This window comes from Roseburia sp. AM59-24XD (assembly GCF_003478445.1).
Taxonomy (GTDB): Bacteria; Bacillota; Clostridia; order Lachnospirales; family Lachnospiraceae; genus Jutongia.
Map to the genome: position 1 here is coordinate 85,163 of NZ_QUET01000004.1, position 19,927 is coordinate 105,089.

Below are 19,927 nucleotides of genomic sequence, written 5' to 3' on the forward strand. Positions count from 1 at the left end.
AAGTGAGAAAAAATTCAATTGGCATTAAAGTAATATTTATGATTCTGACCGTTTTCTTTGTTCTGTTTTTGGGACTGCCGGTCATTCGTTTACTGTGCCGCTCCTTCTCGGGAGAGGACGGAGGGGTCACACTTTCTGTTTATCAGAGCGTGTTTCAGCAGAAGAAATTTGGACAGGCACTTGGCAACAGTTTTCTGATCGCAGCGCTTGCCGCAGGGCTTGCAACGATTGTCGCATTCATTCTTGCTTATACCTGCTATTATACAAATTTGCCGAAACGCTTCAAAAATATCATACGTCTGGCGGCGATGTTGCCGATGTTTCTTCCAACGATCACATATGGTTTCGCAATTATTTACTCGTTTGGTCATCAGGGATTGATCACGAAAACCTTAGGACATACACTTCCGTTTGAACTTTACGGAATCTTTGGTCTGCTTGTGGGCTACAGCGTGTATACGATACCGGTAGCATTTCTGTTAGTCAGCAATACGATGCAGTACATAGACAAAAAGGTCATGATCGTATCAAAGGTTATGGGAGATAAAGCACATGCAACCTTCTGGATCGCCATTGTGCGTCCGCTTCTCGGAACACTCTGCGGCGCATTTATTCAGGCATTTTTCTTAAGCTTCACGGATTTTGGTATTCCGGCATCCGTAGGCGGCCGGTTTGAGGTTGTTGCAAGTGTGCTATATGACCAGATGCTCGGAGGCATTCCGAATTTCGGAAAGGGAGCCGCAGTAGCGATGATCATGCTGCTTCCGTCGATTGTGAGTATCTGTCTTTTACAGTATCTGGAGCGGTTTAATATCCGTTATAAAAAGATCAGCGACGCAGAACTGTCCCAAAACGTGGTCCGAGATGTTGTGTGGTCAATTTTGTCTGTCATTGCACTTGTTTTGATGCTGTGCATTTTCGTTGTCATCTTTGTGGCACCGTTTGTCACAGACTGGCCAAATAAAATATCCTTTTCCATGGAACATTTCGTGTCTGTTTTTACGGACAGTGATCTGTTAAGCATTTATGGAAATACACTGGCAATGGCAGTTTTATCGGCGGCAGCCGGTACGCTGGCAGCTTATGGCGCAGCACTTGTGACTGCAAGAAGCCGGATGCCGAAGTGGTGCAAGGGTGTTGTGGAAGGGATCGCCATGGTCACGAACACGATACCGGGTATGGTTCTCGGCGTGGCATATATGTTTGTGTTCTCCGGCACCAGTCTGCAGAATACGATGGGACTGCTCATCATCTGTAATGTGATCCACTATTTTTCATCGCCTTATCTTATGATGAAAAATTCGTTGTCCAAACTGAATGAAAGCTGGGAGACAACAGCCGGTCTGATGGGAGATTCCTGGATTAAAACGATCATCCGGATCGTGACGCCAAATGTAAAGGAAAGTCTGTGGAGTGTTTTTGGATATTATTTCACCAACTCCTGCGTTACCGTCAGTGCCATTATCTTTCTGGTTGGTTCCAGAACTATGGTGCTTACCACGAAGATCAAGCAGCTCCAGTATCTCAACAAATTTAATGAGGTATTCGTGTTATCACTGCTGATCTTTTTCACCAATCTGATAGCCAAAGCTCTGTTTGCAGGGCTTGCTAAATATAAACCAATGCGTGTTACGCAAAAATTATTCCAAAAGAAGGAGACATTATGTTAAAAAGAAGAATTATGAGTATGGGACTGGCAGTGATGCTTGCTGCCACAGCGATGACAGGATGTGGAAACAGTGCAAAATCGGGAAGTTCCGATTCCGCAGACAAAAAGGTAGTTATTTATTCCAACGCAGACGATGAGGCGATCACCGCAATGCAGAATGCATTGGATAACAATGGTTATAAAGGAAAATATTCGTTTGAGGGCTTTGGAACCTCCGAACTTGGCGGAAAGCTTTTGGCAGAAGGGAAAAATATCGAGGCAGATATGGTGACAATGAGTACCTTCTATCTGGACAGCGCGCAGAAGCAGAACAACATGTTCAAGAAGCTTGATTTTGAGGTAAATACCATTGACAAATTCGGCGATTACGCGGCACCGATCACCTCACAGGAGGGTGCGATCATTTTAAACACCGATCTGATGAAAGAACTCAAGCTGACAACACCAACCTGCTTAAAGGATCTGACGAAGTCAGAGTATAAGGGACATCTTTCCATTACTGATGTTAAGTCATCTTCTACCGCATGGCTTCTGATGCAGGCTCTGATCTCTGAGTATGGCGAGAAGGAAGCACAGAATATCCTGAAGCAGATCTATATCAATGCAGGAGATCATATCGAAGATTCCGGATCTGCCCCACTGAAGCTCTGCCGTGCCGGCGAGGTTGCAATCGGCTTTGGCCTCAGACATCAGGCAGTTGCCGATAAGGAAGACGGTCAGCCGATTGATTTTGTAGATCCGACCGAGGGTAACTTTTCTCTGACCGAGTCTGTTGCTGTAATTGACAAGGGTGACAAGAGCAATCCTGAGGCAATGAAGATGGCACAGTGCATTATCGAAAACGGTCGTAAGGAGCTGCAGCAGTCTTATCCTAACCCTCTTTATAAGGGAGAGTCCTCTGACAATAAGAATAAGTCAAAATATCCGAGACCTTCTCAGAGCCGCTTACCTTTGAACTGTATGAGAAGCATCAGCAGTTATCTGATGAGGTAATGCCATAACAGGGACAAAACTAAAGATGAGTATGAAAAAAGGGAAAATAAAATAGAAAATCAAAATTTCAGAAATGAGGCGTAACATGCAATATAAGTTATTAACACCGGGACCGCTTACAACAACGGATACGGTCAAACAGGAAATGATGGTGGATCACTGTACATGGGATGATGATTATAAGCAGGTGACCCAGAAAATAAGAAGTGGTCTGTTAGAGCTTGCAGGCGTATCGCCGGAGGAATATACGACGGTACTGATGCAGGGAAGCGGAACCTTTGGTGTTGAGGCTGCCATAACGACGTTGACCGGGAAGGACGATCATCTTCTGATCCTTGCGAATGGTTCTTATGGCGAGAGAATGGCAGACATTGCCAGACATGCCGGTATCCATTATCAGATGCATCAGTGGCCGATCGATCAGCAGCCGGATGCCGCTACAGTAGAGCAGATCTTAAAGGAGCATCAGGAGATCACTCATGTTTCTATGGTGCACAGTGAAACGACAAGCGGTATTTTAAATGATGTTGCATCCATCGGAGCTGTTGTCAAAAATGCCGGCGCCGTATTTATTGTCGATGCAATGAGCAGCTTTGCCGGTGTGGAGATTCCTGTAAAGGAATGGGGCATTGACTGCATTATCAGCAGTGCCAATAAATGTATTCAGGGTGTGCCGGGCTTTTCCTATGTGATCCTGCGTAAGGATCTGCTCGAGCAGAGCGAGGGAAATGCAAGATCACTTTCTCTGGATCTGTATGACCAGTACAAGACGATGAATGTGGACGGCAAATGGCGTTTCACCTCACCAACACATGTTGTGCTGGCATTTGCAAAGGCAATGGAAGAACTGAAGGAAGAGGGCGGTATTGCAGCACGTCATCAGCGTTATTACAATAATGAGGTACTTCTTCGCGAGAAAATGTCCGTACTTGGGTTTGTCCCGTTTTTGGGACAGGATGTACAGGGACCGATCATCACAACCTTCTATTATCCGGAGAACTGCAATTTCACATTTCGTGAAATGTATGACTACATCAAGGAAAGAGGATATGTACTATATCCCGGAAAGACAACGAAGGAGGAGACCTTCCGTGTCGGCAACATCGGAGAGATTTATCCGGAGGATATCGAGAAGCTCTGCAGTCTGTTAAAAGAATTTCTGGAATCACGATAGAAAGGACGTTAAAGCGATGGACATTGAACTGGTAATTATGGACTGGGCGGGAACAACCGTGGATTACGGCTGCTTCGCTCCGGTATATGCTTTTGAAAAGGCATTTAAAGAGGTTGGTATCGTACCGACCATGGAGGAGATCCGTGAGCCGATGGGAATGCTCAAAAAGGACCATATCCGCACAATGCTGGCGATGAGACGTATTCATGAACTCTGGCTTGCGCAGAACGGCAAAGAGCCGGATGAGCCGGATGTTGAGCGAATTTATGATATATTTGAAAAGAAGCTGATGGAGGGTCTGGCGGAATATACCGATCCGAAAGAGGGCTGTCTGGAATGCATGGATAAACTGCGTGAGCATGGTATCCGCATTGGCTCAACCACCGGCTACACACATGCGATGATGGATGTAGTCGAGAAGGAGGCAGCGGCAAAGGGATATCATCCGGATCTTCTGGTCACACCGGAGGACGTGGATGGAAATGGACGCCCGAAGCCGTATATGATCTTCCGCAATATGCAGCTTTTACAAGCAGAGGATATCCGGAAGGTCATGAAGGTGGGAGACACTGCTTCTGATATGAAAGAGGGCAAGAATGCCGGCGTATATACGGTTGGCGTTCTGGAGGGAAGTTCCGCTCTTGGGATGAGTCAGGAGGAATTTGAAGGACTGACCGGACAGGAACAGCAAAAGGAGCTTGACCGTGCCAAAAAGATATTGATGGATGCCGGTGCAGATCGTGTGATCCGCAGTTTAAAAGAGCTTCCTCATATTATTTTCTCATAAATAGAATAACTAACACCCAAAGAGCCGGAAATAGTTTGTATTTCCGGTTCTTTATTGTATAGGAAAATGTTCGTAACATAGTGAGAATCAAGGAGAAATGCTGGATTTGCCCTTTTGGGTGCGTCAGGAATGTTGATAAAAGAACACGGCAAGCTGGGTGCGGTCGCGCAGCTGCAGCTTCTCGAGAATACCGCTGAGATAGTTGCGGATGGTACCTTCGCTGAGAAAGAGCCGTGCGGCAATTTCTTTGTTGCTGAGTCCCTGCGCGACCAGAGTGATGATCTCGTATTCTTTTTGTGAAATGTCGTGAGCACTGTAGTTAAAGGAGGCTTCCTGCTGCATAAGCCCGGGGAGCTTCTCCATGATCTCGCTGCCATAGACATTCTGACCGGAATAGACAGCGTTTAGTGCCGGGATGATCGTTTCATAATCCTGTTTGATGATGTAGCCCTTTGCGCCAAGCTGCAGAGCTTTTGTGATGTACTCGTCATCCACGAAGGTGGTAAGAAACAGCACTCTGGCATCCGGAAACTGCTCAAGCACATCCGACAGTGCGTCCGTCCCATTGCGGTGCTGCATACGGATATCCATCAGAAGAATATCCGGACGGTACTGCTGATACAAGGGCAATGCATCGCTGCCGTCATGACCGATCGCAGATACATGAATGTCACCGGAGGCTTCGAGGATCATTTTTAATGACATGCAGACAAGCTGGTCATCGTCTATAAGAACTATATTCATAAGTGATTTTCCTTTCCTGATATCAATTTTGTGATTGATTTCTACTACGTTAATTTTGTCTGTTTTTATTTCTGCCTTCTTGATCTGTGGACAAGAAGGATTCCGTATATTCAAGCTGTTCATTACGATTTCGGGATCGATATAAATATGCGGTATCCCTGTTGATCACTGATATGCAGAATGCCGTGAAGAGCTTCCACGCGGTCCCTCATGTTCTGAAGTCCCATTCCGCCCGTGGTGACTTCTGTCATATCCTCCGGAGCTTTCACGCTGCCGTTATCGGTGATCAGAAGCTGATAAAAGGACGGATGCTCCCTGACGGTGATCTGAACCTGAGTGGCGTTGCTGTGTTTTATAATATTGTTCATGGCTTCCTTTGTGATCGACAAAAAGCAGTATTTGATATTCTTGGGAATCTGTCTCGACATATCGTACTGTAGCCGAACCGGGCAGAATGTAAACTGTTTGGTAAGCTCATTTAATGCAGCATTCAGATCAACGGATTCATCGCGCAGATCATGGACACTGCTTCGGATATTGTCCATCGCAAGATTGAGTGTGTCCTTTAAAGCGGACAGATGAGGTGTGATGGATGTGTCCTTACAGACGGCGAGAAGTGCTCCTGTCTGCAGAATAGATCGTGACAGCATATGTCCCACGTTGTCATGGATTTCTCTGGCAATGCGGTTTCGCTCGCGTAGGGTCGCAATGTAGATCTGGTCGTTTTGATTCTCCAGTATTCTGCGGTTTGCCTCCCGCAGGGAAAGCTCCTGCTCGACACTGTTATCCCGGAGCAGATGGATCTGTTCAGTTAAGCGGGTGCGTGACCGGTTGGTATATGCCAGATAAAAGCCTATGGCTGCGATCAGCAGAAGAAACGGAACCGGTCTGCCGGAGATCCGATAACTGTAAGTGATCAGTGGGAGCAGATAAAGTCCGGCGGGAACAAACTGTTTATGCAGGAAAAATACATAACAGTGCCACGGCAGAAATATCGTCATCTCCGGATAGAAAAAGCAGAGGATCAAAGCCATAATTCCCAGATAACTGCGCTGTCTGTCTGAGGAACATAACAGCTCAAAGCAATATATTGTGATCAGAAACAAAACACCGGTAATATGTACCGGATCCGGTTTAAACGCCGGATAGACCAGACTGCAAAGGATAAACAGTAAAACAGAATCTATATAAATGCACATGGATATTCCCTCTTCCTGCGGTTTGAACTGCATACGCTGTGAACATGCTTATTATACGGGATTTGCGGCGGGATATCTACCGGTATTTCCGGAATGTGACAAATGTCATATGCGCTTTTTACATTTTTCACTATCATTGTGAATGAGATTTCGGTATCATAGAATTGTATCCGGGGGCAGGAGTTTGTCCGGGTGAAATTGATATCAGGAAAGCAGGAGAAAATATCTGTGGAATTTGTAAGCAGGTTTTTCAGAAATGTGAGGTTTGTATGGTTGTAAAAATAGAAAATCTGGTAAAACGATATGGTGATCTGGTAGCCGTGGATCATTTCAATCTGGAAATTGAAGAGGGAGAGATCTTCGGACTTCTGGGACCGAACGGCAGCGGCAAGTCAACAACGATCCATTGCCTGTTGTCTCTGCTGACGTATGATAAAGGTCACATTGAAATCTTTGGTAAGGAGATGACGCCGACCGGCTATGACATCAAAAAGGACATTGGCATCATTATGCAGAATGTCGCGGTATTCGAGGAGCTTACCGTTTATGAAAATATTGATTATTTCTGTGGTCTGTACATCAAAAACAAGGCAGAGCGCAAAAGGCTGGTGGAGGAAGCGATTGACTTTGTGGGACTTACGGAATACCGGAAATTTTATCCGAAAAAGCTGTCGGGAGGACTTCTTCGCCGGTTAAATATTGCCTGTGGAATTGCTCATAAGCCGAAGCTGATCATTCTGGATGAGCCGACGGTTGCGGTGGATCCTCAGAGCCGTAATAAGATCCTCGAGGGGATCCGGGAGCTGAACAGACAGGGAGCCACGATCATTTACACTACGCATTATATGGAGGAAGTCGAGCAGATCTGCACCAGAATTGCCATTATGGATAAAGGCAGAAATGTTGCACTCGGCACGAAGGATGAGCTTAAGGCGATGATCGATCTGGGAGAGACGATCCAGATGGAGCTGTCTGATTTTTCGGAGGAGATTTCCGATGCAGTCAGAGCACTTCCGCATGTGATCAATGTAAGCTTTGAAAATGGACTGCTCAAGGTTCGTTTTTCGAAAGGAAAGCACAATCTTTTACGTCTTCTGGATCTTTTGAAGGATAAGGAGATTGTGTTTGGGAATGTTCATTCTGAGCTTCCGACCTTAAACGATGTATTTTTGGAAATAACCGGTAAGGAACTCAGAGATTAGGAGGTGGTATTATGTTGCATGTGAGATATCGAATGAAAACCATGCTGCGTCAGAAAACACTTCTGTTCTGGTCTCTGGCATTTCCGATTATTCTCGGAATGTTGTTTTATTTTATGTTTGGCGGGATCAATGATCTTGAGCAGTTTGAGGAGGTGCCGGTAGGTGTTCTGACAAACAGCGATCTTCCGGAAATGTTTGTGAGCATGATGGAGGAGGTACAGACGGAGAATAAAATACCGCTGTTTCGTGTGAAAAAATATACAGACAGGAAGCAGGCGGAGAAAGCGCTGCAGGACGAAAAGATATACGGAATCGTTCAGGGAGGAGAGGAGTTATCCCTTATCGCCAAAACATCGGACAATTACAGCAGTCTGATCAAGACATTTCTGGATCAGTACCGCGAGAATACCGCCTTGATCGAGGATACCGCCAGGAAGGATCCGGACAAGGTGGCAGATCTTGTGCAGGCTCTGGCGGCAGGAACACAGGCGCAGATCAAGGAGATTCCGTTAAAAGGAACCGACAAGGATCCATACGCTCAGTATTTCTATGCATTGATCGCCATGACCTGTCTGATCGGCACAATGGTTGGAATGCACAATGGCAATGATATTCAGGCAGATCTGACGGCGGTGGGTGCCAGAAGAAATGTTGCGCCGACACCGAAGCTTCGTCAGGTGCTGAATGATTTTATCGCAACATACATTTTGTACTGTATCATTGTGGCGATCGTAACCGGCGTCTGTGTCTTTGTATATGACCAGGATTTCGGACAGAACGCGGGACTGGTTCTGCTGGGAGGATGGATCGGCAGCTTTACGGCACTCGCGATCGGTGAGGTGATCGCTGTATTTATCAAAGGACCCGTCCAGAAAAAGGAAGGTGTCTGCGTGGCGGTATTTATGATAAGCTCCTTTCTTGCCGGACTGCAGTGGGGAGATATCACATTTCTCATTGAAGAGCACTGTCCGGTTATCAACCGGATCAATCCGGGGACATTGATTGTGAACGGCTTTAAGAGTCTGTCCGTATATGGGGATAGGCGCAGCTATGTGATCAATATGGCGACACTTGCTCTGACCGGTATCGTCAGTGTGCTCATCAGTGTGTGGAAGCTCAGGAGGGTGCGATATGAGAGTATTTAAAGCATATTTTTTGATATTAAATAAATACAAGGGAACTGTTTTTATCTTCTTTGCGGTGTTTATGTCCCTATCGCTGATCATGGCGAAGGTAAACGGCGGTGGCGGAGCATCCTCTTTTCAGCAGGACAGTCTGGATATCGCCGTTGTGGATGAGGATCAAGGAGAATTTGCCGGTCAGATCAGGGAGTATTTTGGGACACATAATCAGGTGACCGAAATGAAAATGGATCAGGATAAGATTGCAGATGCGCTGTATTGGAGAAAGCTCGACTATGTATTAGTCATTCCGGAGGGAACGGACGAGGTGCTTTCCAAGGGAGAGATGCCGGAGCTTTCCTGCATGAAGGTGCCGGGCTGTTTTGATTCCGCATATTTTGAGGCGGCTTTGCAGATGTATCTTCAGAAAATGACCGCACTGACCGGGAATGGAATCAGTCTGCGTGAAGCAGGACAGAAGCTGACAGCTCTGCAGAAGAAGGAGACAAAGGTGCATATGGCATCCTTTGTCAATAAAAGACAGGGAGATATGAGTACACGGTTCTTTCTGTATGTTCCATATCTGTTTATTGCGGTTGGTGTGTCCGGAATCGGTCTGGTGCTGCTTCGGCTGAACCGCAGGGAGGTACGGGAACGGACGGAATGCAGCTCTATGCCGATGAAGAAAAGAGTGGCAGAGATTACGGCAGCAGTGCTTGTATATGGGGGCGGCTTGTATCTGTTTGTGCTTGTGGCAGCAGTCGTTATATCCGGTGGCAGCATTCTTACCGATCCGCGTCTGCCGTGGTTTGCCGTGAATATTTTCACGATGCTTCTGTTTGGATTAAGCCTTGGCTTTTTCGCCGGCATGGTTGCCAAAACGGATGATGCCATCAACGGTATTGTGAATGTGTTGAGCCTGGTACTTTGCTTCCTCGGCGGCGTTTTCGTTCCAAGGCAGTTTTTCGGAGCCGGGGTACAGAATGTGGCGAAAATATTTCCGACCTACTGGTATGTGGTGAATAATGAGAGCATCGGTGCTATGAAAACGGTATCGCACACTTTTGTGAAAAATATTCTGACCCAGTCCATGGTATCTCTGGGATATGCGCTTGTGATCTTTGCGGTGACACTTGTGATCGTTTCGGCAAGGCGCACATCGGAAGCATAAAATATGACAGGAGCCGTCAGACCGGCTGATGTGAATTCAAGTGGTCTGCGGCTTCTTTTTTGTGTATAGAAAAATGCTCGTAATGAGGTGGAAATCAGGGACAAAATGCTAGATTTGCCCTTTTTTGGTGATTTTCAGGGGATAATTATTGTAAGACAAACAGAATATATAGTATAATCAAGAAAGGTATAATGTTACGGAAAGGAGATACCATATGGCATACGATGATTATCTGAAAGCACAGAAGTTAGCACTGAAAGCATATAAAAGTAAAACACTGCAGGGAAGTTATCCATATCTTCCGGTTCTGGATGAGATTTTATCTCATGTGCATATAGAGCGCGAGGAGAATCTTGGCACGATCAACATCCCGGCGAAGCAGGTGATCGGAACCTCTTCCGCAGGACGGACACAGGCATTTGCCTGTAATTTCATGCCGCTTTTAAACTATGGCAGTGAATTTTCCGTGAAATGGTCTCTGCTGTATGATGCGCAGATTCAGGAGGGAATCCATACGCCGATCAAGGTGTATGAGTTTTTAAATAAATATTATGTTGTCGAGGGAAATAAAAGGACAAGCGTATTAAAGTACGTGGGTTCTCCGACCATTCCGGCAGAGGTGATCCGCAAGGTGCCGCGTCTGACGGACGATCCGGATATTCAGATTTATTATGAATTTATGGATTTCTACCGGAATTCAAAGATCAATTATGTCGTATTTACCAGAAAGGGAAGCTATCAGAAGCTTTGCCAGTATGTGGGAAAGGGAGAGGATGAACAGTGGTCCGAGGATGACTGCATGAACTTTTCCTCCTTTCATGTGGCATTTTATAATGCATATAAGGCGATGGGCGGCAACGAATTAAAGGGGATGACAGAGGATGATGCAATGCTGTTTTATCTGTCCCTTTATCCGTACAGTGAATCCATGGAAAAACTGTCCGGTGAGATCAAAAAGGATCTGGCAAAGATCTGGCAGGAAATTGTAACACTGGCTGAGGATGAGCCGGTGGAGCTTTTGACCGTTCCGAATACAGAGACCTCCATGATCAAAAAGATGCAGTCGCCGAAGGTGCATAAAGTGGCATTTGTCTATGATGTCAAGCCGTCGGAATCCGACTGGATCTACGGACAGGAGATGGGAAGAAAGCATATCATTGATGCCTTTCATGGAGATATTGATGCCAAAGCATTTATCGCAAAGCCGTATGAGGACGATGAGGAGATACTGCGTAAGCTCTGTGAGGAGGGCTATGACATTATTTTTGCGATCGCGCCGATGTTTGTGCGAGCCTGCATCAAGATCGCCCCGCTCTATCCGAACACAAAGATATTAAACTGCTCGCTTAACTCACCGCATGCTCGATAAGAACCTATGGAATTCGTATTTATGAAGGAAAGTTCCTGCTTGGAATGATCGCAGCAAGCTTAAGTGAGCAGGATGATATCGGCTATCTTGCAGATTATCCGATCTACGGCGTGATCCCCGGCATCAATGCGTTTGCGCTCGGGGCAAGAATGATCAATCCGAGAGCGAGGATCCATCTTCAGTGGTCTACAATGCAGGACTGCCCTTCCGATCAGTATTTCCTTGACCGAGGGATTTCGTTTATCTCATCCCAGAACATGATCTCGCCGACGAAGGAAGACCGTACTTTGGGACTGTACCATTTATCGGACAAGGGGACCAGAAATGTTGCCACGACGGTTTATCAGTGGGGCGCGTTTTATGAGGAGCTGATCAACAGTATTATGCGCGGTTCCTGGAAAACGGATTCGACGAAGGAGCCGAAGGCGTTAAATTACTGGTGGGGTCTTTCTGCCAATGTACTGGATGTGATCTTGGGCAGCAGTATCCCGGAGAACACCTGCCGTCTGATCCGTTTCCTGAAAAGTTCGATCGCAAACGGAAGCTTTACTATCTTCTCCGGTATATTGTACGACAACGAACATACAATGCGCTGTGGGGAGAATGAAGCGCTGACGCCGGAGGACGTCATGATGATGGACTGGCTCATCGAAGGTATTGAGGGAGAGATTCCGACGATTGACCAGCTGAGTGATCACGCAAAGGATCTTGTGCGGCTGCGAGGTCTGAAGCAGACGTTAAGTGAGGGAGAACGACAGCTTGTGTGATCCGTATGAAACAGATATCAAAGTGATCTCATACGGCAGATTTTGTGCCTGTGACCGGGCGTTTGCGGGCTGAGAAGAGCATGAGGGATTAGTATGAAAATTTTATTGCTAGCGGACGAAGAATCGAAATATCTTTGGGATTATTTCGAAAAAGAAAAATTAGATGGGATCGATCTGATCATTTCCTGTGGGGATCTGAAAGCGGAGTATCTGTCGTTTCTGGCGACATTTACGACGGTTCCGGTTCTTTATGTACACGGCAATCATGATGTGCATTACGACAGAAAGGCGCCCGACGGCTGCGTCTGTATTGACGATGCCGTGTTTGTGTATAAGGGACTTCGGATCGCAGGACTTGGAGGTTCGATGAGCTATTCTATGAGAAAGTATCAGTACACCGAGCGTCAGATGTATCAACGGTGGTCCCGCCTGAAATGGAAGGTCCGCATCCGCGGCGGACTGGACATTCTGGTGGCACATGCACCGGCAAAGGATCTTGGCGATGCCGAGGATCTGCCGCACCAGGGCTTCCGGTGCTTCCGCTGGATCATGAAGCATTATAAGCCGGCTTATTTTTCCATGGTCATGTACATATGAATTATCGTCGTGACCAGCCGCGGGTCAGCCATTATCTGGACACAACGATCATCAATGCCTACGAGCGGTATGTGATCGAGGTGCCGGAGCCGGCCAAGAAGCGCAAATTCTGGGAGAGGATGAATAAGCTGCTGTATCCAAAGGATATTTATTATTAAGGAGTATTGAAAAGGGAAAAGTGAAATTGTAACCGACATATCGTTTGCAAAGGAGAATTCTATGAAGAAAATTACAAAAGTGATCGTGGTGGCAGCCATTGCTGTGGTAGTGCTTGGGGGAGTATCTATCCTCAAACATGCAAACACAGAGAGCCGGCAGAAGGAATGCCGGAAGGTGATCGATGGCTTTGAGTATCAGTACACGGTACAAGGCGATGAAGCATGGATCCAGAATATCAGACCTCTTGGCGATAAAGATCTTTCGGTGCTTAAAATACCTTCAAAGCTGGGAGGAAAGGCGGTCACCAAATTAGGAGATGAGAATGACCGCTTTGATAAGGAGGAATCCACATCCGGAAATACAGTTTGTGATATTTTCGGAGAAAAATATATGGAAGATTCTACTGCGCAGACGACTTATATCTATCCGGACGATGTACATGACCGGGTGGCTGATATTCAGGAAATATATCTGCCGGATACCTTAAAATATATTTCCTTCAATGCATTTCGTTATGTGCAGGATGGCAAGTCCCTGTATTTTTCTGCACCGATTCATACGGAGCTGAAAGATACCAGTCTTCTGGACGTTGTATGGGAGAAGCTGGTGCTGCCGGAGAATATGGAAGAATACCAGGTATTAAACGGCTGTCTCTGTTCCAAAAATGGGACAGATGTTTATGGGATTGCAGAGAATGCACAGAAGGTATCGGTTCCGGAAGGAACAAAAACTTTGACCATGCAAAGGATACCGTCGGAACTCGAAGAACTTGTGATTCCGGCAAGTGTGGAAAAGATATCTCTGGAGCTGCCGTACAATTATGCTGCGGCGCAAAATATCGATTTTAATGTTTCCGGATCAAATTCGAGATACGCCGGACAAAAGGGCGCTTTATATGATAAAACAAAGGGAAAACTGCTGATCGCGTCCATTCAGGACGGCAGTATGACAATTCCGGAATCAATCTCCATGATCGATCAACCGGTGGTCCTTGGTGATGGCACGAAGCTGCGTACGGTTAAGCTTTCACCGGATGTGCTGTCGGTGAAATTCAGTGGGTATGATGACGACAGGATTCCATACTATCGACGTGGTGTAAATTTCGTGATACAGGGGGATCATGCTCCGAAATTTTATGACAAAATCTATCAGTCAAATGTTGTGTCTGCTTCTGATATTGGCAAGAAGGATCTGAAGCAGTTAAAAGCATACCGGAAGCTGGTGAAGGATCCTGCTGCATGGAAAAAGGTCAACGGAAAATATCAGTATCCGGTGTGTCCGTACGGAGCATATTCTTTTCTTGCTGTGGATTATCAGAAGGAATATGATTCCTTGTTTGATGCTCCCAAAAGCCTGCTGGCAGACATGTCCACAGAGGAGTTATTTGAATTTGTTATGCGAAATCCGGTGGCAAACAGCCTGATGGATCAGGACCGCTATTATGCAGAAGGAATCGAGTATGCAGCAAAGCGCATTCCGGCACTGCGCATTCTTCTGAACCGGGAGGACTTGTATCAGACCGTGATCAAATATTATAAGAAATACCAGATTCCTGCCGATGCATCCGGGATAAAATGTGAAATGAATTATCCGTCTGAGAATGATTTGCTCAAGTCGGTTTATCTGCGTTACACGGCAGTCAATACGTTAAATTACTGTGAGTCAATTCTGGTCATGTGGGCGGACAGGAACTCAGAGCAATTAAGAAACAAAGCAAAGAATGTTTTGCAGCAGAAAATAAAAGAAGCTAAGGATTCGGAATTTCTGGATGAATTGAGTCAGTTTGCATGGGATCTCGGGCAGGATACGAGCGTGCCGGAGGACACCGAAATGTATCTGGCAGCATTGGTTCCGTAAAGAATCGGGCAGGAAAAGCACAGTTGTTTTGCTATTCAATGTGGCTTGTAACCTTGAGAAAATATCGCTATAATGAAACAAAGTGTATAGGAGTTGTATAGTGCTAAAATGAAAGCAGGTGAGTGTATGAAAAAGGCGATTAGTATAGGAATACAGGGATTTTCTGCTTTGAGAGAGCAAGATTGTTTTTTTGTAGATAAGACAAATTTTATAAAAGAATGGTGGGAAAACCGGGATGTTGTAACATTAATCACACGTCCGCGGCGTTTTGGTAAGACGTTAAATATGAGTATGCTGGAGTGTTTCTTTTCTAATAAATATGCGAATCGGGCAGATCTGTTTGAGGGACTTTCTATCTGGCAGGAAGAGGCGTACCGGAAACTGCAGGGATCATATCCGGTAATATTTTTGAGCTTTGCGGCAGTGAAAGCGGGAAATCTGGAGGATGCCAAAACCCAGATTAAACAGGAGATTGCAAGGTTGTACCGGGAAAACAGGAATCTCATGAAAGAAGATATTTTTGGTGAGGATGAGCGTGAACTATATTACCAGACAACAGTAAAGATGGATGATGTTACGGCACAGGATTCTTTGAGAAATCTGTCTGAATGGATGGAACGTTATTACGGTAAGAAAGTCATCATTCTTTTGGATGAATATGATACACCAATGCAGGAGGCATATGTTCAGGGATACTGGGATGAATTTACAGCTTTCGTGAGAAGCTTGTTTAATGCATCCTTTAAGACGAATCCTTATTTAGAGCGTGCTATTATGACGGGAATTACGAGAGTTTCCAAGGAGAGTATTTTTTCAGATTTGAATAATTTACAGGTGATTACAACAACGTCTGATTTATACGCAGACTGCTTTGGATTTACGGAGTCAGAAGTGTTTCATGTGCTCGATGAGTTTGGAATGGGAGATAAGAAGGATGAAGTGAAACAGTGGTATGATGGCTTTACCTTTGGAGAACATAAGGATATTTATAACCCATGGTCTATTACAAATTATCTGGACAAAAGAAAAACCTATCCATATTGGGCTTCGACCAGTTCCAATGGGCTTGTCAGCCGCCTGATCCGAACTGCATCTGCCGATGTGAAGGAGAAGATGGAGGATCTTTTAAACGGACGGGAAATTGTTGTAAGTTTTGATGAGCAGATCGTCTATAATCAATTGGATCATAATGAAAATGCAATTTGGAGTCTTTTGCTTGCCAGTGGCTATTTGAAGGTGAAACATGTTGATTACCGAGGCATTACAAGAGAACCGTGGTATACGCTGGACATTACAAATATTGAGACCTTGAGTATGTTTACGACAATGTTTCAGGATTGGTTTCAAAATCAGGATGCGAACTATGGTTATTTTATGAAAGCTCTGATTAACGGTGACTTGGAGGCAATGAATTATTATATGAACAAGGTTGCTCTTGCCACATTCAGTTATTTTGATGTGGGAAGCGGAAATGGGAGTGATCCGGAACCGGAGCGTTTTTATCATGGCTTTGTGCTTGGACTCATTGCAGAGCGTGCAGGGATCTATGAGATACGTTCTAATCGGGAGAGCGGATTTGGAAGGTATGATATTATGATGATTCCGCAGGAGCGTGAGAAATATCCGGCGATCATTATTGAATTTAAGGTGTGCAGCCGGATGAAAAAGGAGACTCTGGAAGAAGCGGTTCAGTCTGCGTTGGATCAGATAGTTGACAAAAACTATGATGCAGAACTGTTATCACAGGGAATTGCGGCAGATAGGATCCGTCATTACGGCTTTGCCTTTGAAGGAAAAAGAGTTTTGATCGGGTAGGAAAAGCACAGACATCTTCCCTCGCGCATAGGATAGAAGGAAAGCGTGAAAGAGGTATGTCATTATGCAGTCTTTTCCACAGCCTCCCAGCGCAAAAGAGGAAAGAGAGTATCTGAAAAGGTGCCGGGCGGGAGATAAGGATGCGAGGAATGCTCTGATCGAGCGCAATCTGCGTCTGGTCGCATATATCGCCAAAAAGTATGCCTCGATGGATCGGGACATGGAAGATCTTATTTCCATAGGAACGATCGGTCTGATCAAGGCGGTGGATTCGTTTGATGAATCCAAGGGGATACGGCTTGCCAGCTATGCCTCCAGATGCGTTGAGAATGAATTGCTGATGAACTTCCGGGCAAGGAAGAAAACAGCAAGAGATGTGTATCTTTATGACACGATCGGATCTGATAAGGAAGGCAACGAGATCAGTCTGATCGATATTATTGAATATGAGGACGAGGATATTCCGGAACGGCTGACAAGAGAACAGCATTTGCGGAAATTAAAGGGGTTTATGAATGAAGTTCTGACGAAGCGGGAGAGGGAGATCCTGGGACTTCGCTATGGACTGGATGGGCAGAGGGAGTGGACGCAGAGAGAGGTGGCACAGCGCTATGGCATTTCCAGATCTTATGTGTCCCGTATCGAAAAAAAGGCGCTTCTCAAATTAAATCAGTGTTATCAGGCATTGATGTGACGGAAGAGAGAATAATTTTGGATGGTCCTCTTGTGGGGGAAGAATGAATGTGATACACTTATCTCAATTATGTTTTGCAGTTATGTATTGAAGAGAGAAAGGGACAGAAATATGTATTACATCAGTGAATATAAAGAAGGAGATAAATTTACCGGAATCTATCTGTGTAAGAGCAAGCAGATTCTTAAAACGAAGGCGGGAAAGACCTATTACTCCCTCCTTCTTCAGGATAAGACAGGAATTATTGACGCAAAGATCTGGGAATTGAATAACGGGATCGCCGATTTTGATTCTATGGATTTTGTCATGACGGACGGAATGGTGACATCCTTCCAGGGAGCACGTCAGGTCAATATCCGCCGCCTGCGCAAGGCTGAGGAGGGCGAATACGATCCGGCAGAGTACATACCTTCCTCAAAGTATGATATCGAGGAAATGTATCAGGAGCTTTGCGGGATCATTGCTTCTTTAAAGGAGCCTCATTTAAAACAGCTTGCCGAGAATACATTCATCAAGGACACCGCATTTGTCAAGGAGTTCAAGGTACATTCCGCAGCGAAAGCAGTGCATCACGGCTTCGTGGGCGGACTGCTGCAGCACACACTGGCAGTAACCAGACTGTGTGATTTTATGGCAGCGAATTATTCGGTATTGGATCGTGATCTTTTGCTGACCGCAGCGATTTTCCACGACTTTGCAAAGGTATATGAGATTTCTAATTTCCCGATGAACGATTACACTGACGATGGTCAGCTTCTGGGACACATCTTTATGGGTGCAGAAAAGATCGGACAGAAGATTCAGGAAGTACCGGGATTTCCACCGGTTCTTGCCTCCGAACTGCGTCACTGTATTCTGTCGCACCATGGAGAGCTTGAGTTTGGCTCGCCGAAGAAGCCAGCTTTGGCAGAGGCGATCGCTCTAAGCTTTGCGGATAATACCGATGCGAAGCTTGAGACCATCACAGAGATTTACGACAAGGCAGAGCCTACCACAGAGTGGCTTGGTTTCAGCCGTTATGTAGATTCCAATGTGCGCCAGAGCTCCGGTTATGTACAGAAAAAGAAAGGAAACAAAATCTGACATGGCATCAAACAAGAACAATCATGATACATGCTCCGATGGGCAGAAAATGCCACAGCTTGAAAAGGGGCAGGAGATTTCTTTAAAAATAGAAGACATGGGAACAGATGGAGAGGGTATAGGCCGTTTAGACGGTTATACCCTTTTTGTCAAGGATGCACTGGAGGGGGATCTGGTACGCGTCAAGATATTAAAGACCAAGAAGCGGTACGGATATGCCAGACTTCTGGAGGTGATCGAACCGTCACCGTGGCGTGTCACGCCAAAGTGTGACTGCGCCCGTGCATGTGGTGGCTGTCAGCTCCAGCACTGCAGCTATGAAAAGCAGCTTATCTGGAAAGAGAAAAAGGTACGGGACTGCCTGCAGCGGATCGGCGGCTTTGCGGAGATTCCGATGGAGCCGATCATGGGAATGGACAAGCCATATCATTACCGCAACAAAGCGCAGTTTCCGGTAGGTTATGACAAAGAAGGCAATCTGGTCACAGGATTTTATGCGGGACGTACTCATTCCATCATACCAAACACCGACTGTGCCATTCAGCATCCGTGTAATCATGCGATTCTGGAAACCGTTCTCTCCTTTATGAAAACGTATCATATAACCGCATACAGTGAAAAGACACATACAGGACTGGTGCGCCATATATTGACAAGGGTTGGTAAATATACCGGCGAAGTCATGGTGTGCCTGATCATCAACGGAAATAAGCTTCCTCATTCAGAAAAGCTGGTAGAATCCCTTCTTTCCTGTCCGATAAATGGGACAGAAGAGGGCGGCGCAGAAGAAAATGTATTGTATGATAACTGCCAGATAAAAAGCATCTGCCTGAATATCAATCAGGAGAAAACAAACCGGATACTTGGAAATAAGATTGTCCCATTATATGGACAGACCTATATTGAGGACAAGATAGGAGATATCACTTACCGCATTTCACCACTGTCCTTTTATCAGGTAAATCCGGAGCAGACACACAAGCTTTACACAACTGCACTCGAATACGCAGATCTTCAAGGGGACGAGGTCGTGTGGGATCTGTACTGCGGCATCGGAACAATCTCTCTGTTTCTTGCGCAGAAGGCAGCAAAGGTCTGCGGTGTCGAGATCGTCCCACAGGCAATCGAGGATGCCAGAGACAATGCAAGGCGTAACGGCTTTACCAATGCGGAATTCTTCGTGGGCGCCGCTGAGGATGTTGTGCCGGAGCAGTACGAGAAGAGTGGCGGCGCACTGCGGGCAGATGTGGTGACAATTGATCCTCCGCGGAAGGGCTGTGACGAGAAGCTGCTTCGCACCGTGGTTCAGATGGAGCCGGAGAAGATTGTGTATGTAAGCTGTGATCCTGCAACGCTCGCAAGAGATCTGAAGTATCTGTGCGGGGAGGGGTATGAGCTGAAGAGAGTGCGAGCCTGTGACATGTTTGGACATAGCGGGCATGTGGAGACGGTGGTAGGACTACAACGCAAAAGTATGTAGAAATCCTTGAATTTACGCACTTTACAGAGTTTTGGACTTTTAATGA

Annotated in this window: 16 protein-coding genes and 1 pseudogene; 15 read left to right on the top strand and 2 right to left on the bottom strand. The window is 45.9% G+C overall.

Annotated elements, in window-relative coordinates; genetic code table 11:
* The first annotated feature begins 2 nt into the window (after positions 1-2).
* From DXA20_RS02745 to phnX, 4 genes are all read left to right on the top strand, one after another.
* Complete coding sequence (locus DXA20_RS02745) at positions 3-1,670, top strand: ABC transporter permease (RefSeq protein ID WP_243100506.1); 1,668 nt, start codon at positions 3-5, stop codon at positions 1,668-1,670.
* Positions 1,664-2,662 carry an extracellular solute-binding protein gene (locus DXA20_RS02750; RefSeq protein ID WP_243100507.1) on the top strand — a complete coding sequence of 333 codons (999 nt, stop codon included), beginning with the start codon at positions 1,664-1,666 and terminating at the stop codon, positions 2,660-2,662. The genes DXA20_RS02745 and DXA20_RS02750 overlap by 7 nt, the downstream gene beginning before the upstream one ends.
* Before the next feature lie 85 nt (positions 2,663-2,747).
* The gene (locus DXA20_RS02755) at positions 2,748-3,836 is read left to right on the top strand and encodes a 2-aminoethylphosphonate--pyruvate transaminase (RefSeq protein ID WP_118559210.1); all 1,089 of its coding nucleotides are present in this window, start codon (positions 2,748-2,750) and stop codon (positions 3,834-3,836) included.
* 16 nt (positions 3,837-3,852) lie between these two features.
* Entirely contained in the window at positions 3,853-4,623 is a 771-nt protein-coding gene (gene phnX, locus DXA20_RS02760; RefSeq protein WP_118559211.1) for a phosphonoacetaldehyde hydrolase, read from the top strand.
* A gap of 123 nt (positions 4,624-4,746) precedes the next feature.
* On the opposite strand, the gene DXA20_RS02765 is transcribed toward phnX, so the two are convergent.
* Both DXA20_RS02765 and DXA20_RS02770 read right to left on the bottom strand, forming a co-directional pair.
* Positions 4,747-5,367: a response regulator transcription factor gene (locus DXA20_RS02765; RefSeq protein WP_022305734.1), complete on the bottom strand. Its 621-nt coding sequence runs from the start codon at positions 5,365-5,367 to the stop codon at positions 4,747-4,749.
* Positions 5,368-5,489: 122 nt separating this feature from the next.
* A complete protein-coding gene (locus DXA20_RS02770) occupies positions 5,490-6,566 on the bottom strand; it encodes a sensor histidine kinase (protein WP_158577105.1) in 1,077 nt (358 codons plus the stop codon).
* 269 nt (positions 6,567-6,835) lie between these two features.
* Here DXA20_RS02770 and DXA20_RS02775 point away from each other — a divergent pair, with 269 nt between their 5' ends.
* The 11 genes and pseudogenes from DXA20_RS02775 to rlmD all read left to right on the top strand — a co-directional run bounded on the left by DXA20_RS02775 (position 6,836) and on the right by rlmD (position 19,881).
* The gene (locus tag DXA20_RS02775; RefSeq protein ID WP_022305732.1) at positions 6,836-7,768 is read left to right on the top strand and encodes an ABC transporter ATP-binding protein; all 933 of its coding nucleotides are present in this window, start codon (positions 6,836-6,838) and stop codon (positions 7,766-7,768) included.
* Between the two features lie 11 nt (positions 7,769-7,779).
* A complete protein-coding gene (locus tag DXA20_RS02780) occupies positions 7,780-8,913 on the top strand; it encodes an ABC transporter permease (RefSeq protein WP_118559213.1) in 1,134 nt (377 codons plus the stop codon).
* Complete coding sequence (locus DXA20_RS02785) at positions 8,900-10,060, top strand: ABC transporter permease (RefSeq protein ID WP_118559214.1); 1,161 nt, start codon at positions 8,900-8,902, stop codon at positions 10,058-10,060. Before DXA20_RS02780 ends, DXA20_RS02785 begins: the two co-directional genes overlap by 14 nt.
* 214 nt (positions 10,061-10,274) lie before the next feature.
* Complete coding sequence (locus tag DXA20_RS02790) at positions 10,275-11,429, top strand: hypothetical protein (protein ID WP_118559215.1); 1,155 nt, start codon at positions 10,275-10,277, stop codon at positions 11,427-11,429.
* A gap of 17 nt (positions 11,430-11,446) precedes the next feature.
* Entirely contained in the window at positions 11,447-12,196 is a 750-nt protein-coding gene (locus DXA20_RS02795) for a BMP family ABC transporter substrate-binding protein (RefSeq protein WP_279222347.1), read from the top strand.
* Positions 12,197-12,289: 93 nt separating this feature from the next.
* A pseudogene (locus tag DXA20_RS02800) lies at positions 12,290-12,951 on the top strand (metallophosphoesterase family protein).
* 61 nt (positions 12,952-13,012) lie between these two features.
* Entirely contained in the window at positions 13,013-14,809 is a 1,797-nt protein-coding gene (locus DXA20_RS02805; protein WP_118559217.1) for a hypothetical protein, read from the top strand.
* Between the two features lie 126 nt (positions 14,810-14,935).
* A complete protein-coding gene (locus DXA20_RS02810) occupies positions 14,936-16,624 on the top strand; it encodes an AAA family ATPase (RefSeq protein WP_118559218.1) in 1,689 nt (562 codons plus the stop codon).
* 64 nt (positions 16,625-16,688) lie between these two features.
* Complete coding sequence (sigK, locus tag DXA20_RS02815) at positions 16,689-17,318, top strand: RNA polymerase sporulation sigma factor SigK (protein WP_118559219.1); 630 nt, start codon at positions 16,689-16,691, stop codon at positions 17,316-17,318.
* A gap of 111 nt (positions 17,319-17,429) precedes the next feature.
* Positions 17,430-18,401, top strand: a complete 972-nt coding sequence (locus tag DXA20_RS02820; protein WP_118559220.1) for a 3'-5' exoribonuclease YhaM family protein — start codon at positions 17,430-17,432, stop codon at positions 18,399-18,401.
* Position 18,402: 1 nt separating this feature from the next.
* A complete protein-coding gene (rlmD, locus tag DXA20_RS02825) occupies positions 18,403-19,881 on the top strand; it encodes a 23S rRNA (uracil(1939)-C(5))-methyltransferase RlmD (RefSeq protein ID WP_330420589.1) in 1,479 nt (492 codons plus the stop codon).
* The last annotated feature ends 46 nt before the right edge of the window (positions 19,882-19,927 follow it).